This window comes from Frankia sp. CcWB3 (genome assembly GCF_977927595.1).
Genome location: NZ_CDWRCK010000334.1, coordinates 1 through 3,633, shown reverse-complemented (window position 1 = coordinate 3,633; position 3,633 = coordinate 1). Strand labels below are relative to the sequence as shown.

Below are 3,633 nucleotides of genomic sequence, written 5' to 3'. Positions count from 1 at the left end.
CGAGGACCGTAACCCCATTTCCCGGTAATCTTCGCTGCGTGACTCGACGTCGACCGCGCCAGACCCGATGGCTGCCGTTCGCCGGCACCTCCCGCCCGTGGCCGGGGGCGCACCCCGCGCCGGGGTTGCGATCCAGGATCGCGCCGCGCCGGGTTCTCACCGTTGCTGGCCTTGCGCTGTTCGCGGTGCCGGTGTTCGCGGTGAGCGCCTCGGCCGGGGAGATCGGAACCCTCTACAACCCCGATCCGCTCACGGCCGTGCAGTCATGGGCGATCTACGGCGGCACCATCGTCGGTGGGTTCGTCATCGCGATCCTGCTGGCCGCGTGGTCGAGCCGCAAGAGCGGGCCGGTGCGCTACCGCCCGGGGCAGCCCTGGGAGCACGACGAGATCTGGATCGGCTCCAAGCCGGAGGAGATCGAGGGCGAGCAGGCGAAGACCGCCCTTCCCGGCGCGGGTGGTGCCAGTGGCAACTGGTGAGCCGTTCACCCACGAGCAGCTCGACCGGCTGAACCGGGCCCGGGAGCTCGCCGAGACGCATACCGGTATCCACGTCAGCATCCGGATCGGCGCGGTGCGCGGCGACGCCCGGCTCGCCGCCGAGCGGATCCTCGCGAACCTCGTCGACGACGCGGGGCGGGATGCCGCTGTGCTGATCCTCGTCTCGCCCGGGCAGCGGTTCGTGCGGATCGCCACGACCCCGGCCGCCAAGAAGCGGATCGGCGACTCGGCCGCCGGGCTCGCCGCGTTGACGATGGCCTCCAGCTTCGCGCTGGGCGGCCTGGTCGGCGGCCTGATCGCCGGTATCCGCCAGCTCGCGGACGCGGCAGGTGGCGCGGGCGGCGCAGCCGCCGGGACCCTCCCCCCGACGCAGCCTTCGTTGGCGGTCAGCCCGACGCCCTGACCCCGCTGGCCCCGGAGGAGCCGGCCCCGGCCGGGTCCTCCGGGGCCAGGCCGGCTCCGACCGGCGTGATGCGGGTACGGTACGCTACGTCGCCTCGATGTCCTTCTTGCGCGCGGCCAGCGCCCGGACGAGCCCGTCGCGGCCTTCCAGCAGGGCCCGCCGCAGGGGCGGAACCGGGTTGTGCTCGGCCAGGTAGGCGTCGACCTTCGCCACCGTCTCCGGTTCGATCACCGATGCCGGGAACAGCATCTGGGTGATGGTAGAAGCCATGTCGAAGCTGCGGGTCTCCCAGATCCCAGCGATCTCGTCGAAGAAACGGTCCACGTAGGGCCGGGTCAGCTCGAGCTGGTCGGAGATCCAGAAACCGCCCATCGTCGCGGCGGCCAAGTGGTTCGACAGGGTGTCCGAGTCCATGACCGCCGACCAGGCGGCCGCCTTCGCCGCCGCGGTCGGCCGTGCCGCCCGCGCGGTCGCCGCTCGCTTCTCGCCGGTGGCGGTGCGGTCGCGGGCGAGCTCCGCGTCGATCTCGGCGTCGGCGTACACGCCCCGCGCGACGAGCTGGGTCAGCAGGGTCCAGCGCAGCTCGGTGTCGAGCACGAGCCCCTCGATGACGTCGGTGCCCTCGAACAGCGCCCGGATCCGCGCCACCTGGTCGGCCTCCTCGGCCTGGGCGAAGGAGGTGGTGTAGACGAGCTGCAGGTCGCTGCCGGGGGCCGCGGCGCGCGCCAGCTCCTCGGCGCGTTCCGTCAGCGCGCGCAGCGCGGGCTTCCGGTTTGCCGGGTCACCGTAAGTGTCGATCGTCAAGTCCGCCTTGGCCAGCAGCGACTGCACCACGCCGATGTCGTCCTCGGCGGTCACCCCGGACAGCACGAGCCGGACGTAGTCGCGGGCGGCGAGTTCGGCGTCGCGGGTCATGTCCCAGGCCGCCGCCCAGCACAGCGTCCGGGGCAGTGACTGGGAGATGGCGCCGATCGACTCGACGAGCGTGGCCAGCGACCGCTCGTCGAGGCGCACCTTCGCGTACGTGAGGTCGTCGTCGTTGAGCAGGATCAGATCCGGCTGGCGGGCACCGACAAGCTTGGTGACCTCGGTGAGCTTGCCCGTCACGTCGAGCTCGACCCGTTCCCGCCGGACCAGCGCGCCGGTGGCGTCCCGATCGTAAAGGCCGATCGCGAGCCGGTGCGGGCGCAGCGTGCGCGAGGCGGTCGGCGGCGCCGACGCCGGCTCCTGCACCACGTCGAACGAGGTGAACAGGCCCGAGGAGTCGGTGAAGAAGCGCGGCCGCAGGGTGTTCGCGCCGGTGGTCTCCAGCCAGTCCGCGGACCAGGCGGTCAGGTTCCGCCCGCTGGCGTTCTCCAACTCGTCGAGCAGGTCGCGCAGCGACGTGTTCGCGTACTCGTAGCGGCGGAAGTACGTCCGCAGCCCGGCGAGGAACTCCTCCTGGCCGACCCAGGCCATGAGCTGCTTGAGCACCGAGGCGCCCTTGGCGTAGGTGATGCCGTCGAAGTTCGTCCGCACCGCGTCCATGTCCGGGGCGTCGGCGACGATCGGGTGCGTGGAGGAGAGCTGGTCCTGGCGGTAGGCCCAGCCCTTCTCCGCGTTGGCGAAGGTCGTCCAGCCGTTGGTGAAGCGGGTCGCGTTCACCTGGGCGAGGACCGACATGTAGGTGGCGAACGACTCGTGCAGCCACAGGTCGTCCCACCAGCGCATGGTGACCAGGTCACCGAACCACATGTGCGCCATCTCGTGCAGGATCGTCTCGGCGCGCCGCTCGCGGCGGGCTTCGGTCACCTTCGCCCGGAAGACATACTCCTCCAGGAAGGTCACGCAGCCGGCGTTCTCCATCGCCCCGGCGTTGAACTCGGGCACGAACAACTGGTCGTACTTGCCGAACGGGTACCGGTAGTCGAACACCCGGTGGTAGAAGCCGAACCCAGCCTTGGTGATCTCGAAGAGCTCGGCGGGGTCGAGGAACTCGGCCAGCGATCGGCGGCAGTAGAGGCCCAGGTCTATGCCGTCGTGGTGGTCGCGGACCTCGTGGTATGGGCCGGCGACGAGCGCGGTGATGTACGTCGACATCACCGGGGTGGTCAGGAAGCGGATGGTGCGCACCCCGATCGCAGCCTCCGCCGCCGCGGCGACTGCGCTGTTGGAGATCGCCTTCCATTCCGCCGGGACGGTGACCGTGAGGGTGAACGTCGCCTTGAGGTCGGGCTGGTCGAAACAGGCGTACATCCGGTGCGCGTCGTACGTCTCGAACTGGGTGTAGAGGTAGACGGCCTCGTCCACCGGGTCGACGAAGCGGTGCAGGCCCTCACCGGTGCGGGAGTAGATGCCGTCCGCCACCACCGTGAGCCGGTTCGACTCCGCGAGGTTGTCGAGCCGGATCCGCTCGCCGTCGAACACCGTGGCGGGGTCGAGCGGCGCCCCGTTGAGAACGACCTCGTCGACCTTCGCGGCGGCGAGCTCGATGAACGTCGACGCCCCGGGCTCGACGCAGGTGAAGATGACCGCGGTCGACGTGCGGAAGGTCTCGTGGCCGGTCGTCAGGTCGAGTTCGACGTCATAGGAGGCGACGTTGAGCAGGCGGGCGCGCTCGCGCGCCTCGTCGCGGGTGAGGTTGTTGGGCACCCGGTTCCTTTCGGACGGCACGGACTTGCAGGACTGCGACACGGTCATCACCGTGTTCCCAGTCTCCCACGCCGATGAGGAGAACGGTCGCCGCCGGGG

At 70.6% G+C, this 3,633-nt stretch carries 3 protein-coding genes; 2 read left to right on the top strand and 1 reads right to left on the bottom strand.

The window, feature by feature from the left end:
* Together ACY5KJ_RS18605 and ACY5KJ_RS18600 are read left to right on the top strand one after the other, a co-directional pair.
* Window positions 1-479 (top strand): hypothetical protein (locus ACY5KJ_RS18605; RefSeq protein WP_462203968.1); only part of this gene is annotated, 479 nt, incomplete at its 5' end.
* Complete coding sequence (locus ACY5KJ_RS18600; RefSeq protein ID WP_462188115.1) at window positions 466-903, top strand: DUF5130 family protein; 438 nt, start codon at window positions 466-468, stop codon at window positions 901-903. The genes ACY5KJ_RS18605 and ACY5KJ_RS18600, both read left to right, overlap by 14 nt.
* A gap of 84 nt (window positions 904-987) precedes the next feature.
* On the opposite strand, the gene pepN is transcribed toward ACY5KJ_RS18600, so the two are convergent.
* Window positions 988-3,534: an aminopeptidase N gene (pepN, locus tag ACY5KJ_RS18595; RefSeq protein WP_462203969.1), complete on the bottom strand. Its 2,547-nt coding sequence runs from the start codon at window positions 3,532-3,534 to the stop codon at window positions 988-990.
* Between the last annotated feature and the right edge of the window lie 99 nt (window positions 3,535-3,633).